This is a genomic window from uncultured Roseobacter sp., from assembly GCF_947495275.1.
GTDB lineage: Bacteria > Pseudomonadota > Alphaproteobacteria > Rhodobacterales > Rhodobacteraceae > Roseobacter.
This window is the reverse complement of the sequence record NZ_CANLYL010000051.1, coordinates 1-1,306: the sequence shown is the minus strand read 5'-3', so window position 1 is coordinate 1,306 and position 1,306 is coordinate 1. Positions and strand designations below refer to the sequence as shown.

The following is a 1,306-nucleotide window of genomic DNA, read 5'->3' as shown; positions in this document are numbered from 1 at the left end:
TCCGCCACTACCACATTTCCTCGAATTTGATCAGGTCGTCTTTGACGACCTTTTTCTTTGTTTTGTGGGTGGTTGCGCCGTTTCATCATTATCTTGAGTTTCTTTCGATGGGGTCTATATTCTTTTCCCGAGTGGTAGAGAATGTGGTATTTTTGGAATGGCCCTATCCGGCAAGCTTACAAAGAAACTGGTCGAGAACCTTGGCCCCGGGCGGCATGGTGACGGGAACGGCCTTTACCTTGTGGTCGATCCGTCTGGTGCGCGGCGCTGGATTGTGCGGGTGGTGGTCAAGGGTCAGAAGAACAAGAAGGGTGCGCCGCTGCGGACGGACTTTGGTTTGGGGGGCGCGGATATCGTCACGATCAACCAAGCGCGTGAACGGGCGCTTGAGTATCGGCGCATGGCCAAGACCGGCCTGAACCCGCGTTTCAATGCCACGCGTGACATCCCGACCTTCGAAGAGTTCGCCAAACAGGTCCACATCGACCGGATGCCCACGTGGAAAAACGCCAAGCATGGCCAGCAATGGATCAACACGTTGCGCGATTATGCCTTTCCCAAGATTGGCCGCATGCCCATTGATAGTGTGGACCAGCCGGAAGTGATGATGTGTCTCGCCCCGATCTGGACCGAAAAGCACGAAACCGCGAAACGGATGGCGCAGCGGATCAAAACGGTGCTGGATGTGGCGCGCTCAAAGGGGTTCCGGTCTGGCGAGAACCCGGTCACGGCGATCAAGGACGCGGGTGCGCTCCCCAAGGTCAAAGCCAAGGTTCAGCATCACAAGGCGATGCACTGGCGGGATGTGCCTGCCTTCTATGCCGATCTGCGCGCGCGCAATGCGATGGCGGCAAAGGCGCTGATGTTCACCTGTCTAACCGGATCGCGCACGGGCGAAGTGCTGGGCATGCAGTGGGGTGAAGTCGATCTGGAGGCGCGGGTCTGGACCTGCCCGGCAGAACGTATGAAGACAGGTGTGGATCACCGGGTGCCGCTGACGGATGAAATGCTGTCGATCATCGAGCCGCTGCAAGCGATGCAATCTGAGTACGTGTTCGAAGGCCAGAAACGCCATAAACCGCTGTCCAACATGTCGATGCTGATGCTCCTACGCCGGATGCAGGTCGAAGGCGTCACGGTCCACGGTTTCCGCTCTACTTTCCGCGATTGGGCGTCAGAAGTCGCAAATGTGCCGCGTGAAGTGGCGGAAATGAGTTTGGCTCACCAAGTCGGATCAGATGTAGAAAGGGCCTATGCGCGCTCTGATCTGCTGGACAAGCGCCGGTTGCTGATGGATCGTTGGGCG

1 protein-coding gene is annotated in these 1,306 nt (G+C 57.7%); it reads left to right on the top strand.

Annotated elements, in window-relative coordinates:
• Window positions 1–157: 157 nt before the first annotated feature.
• Window positions 158–1,306: site-specific integrase (locus Q0802_RS24630; protein ID WP_298922655.1), on the top strand; the 1,149-nt coding region annotated here is incomplete at its 3' end.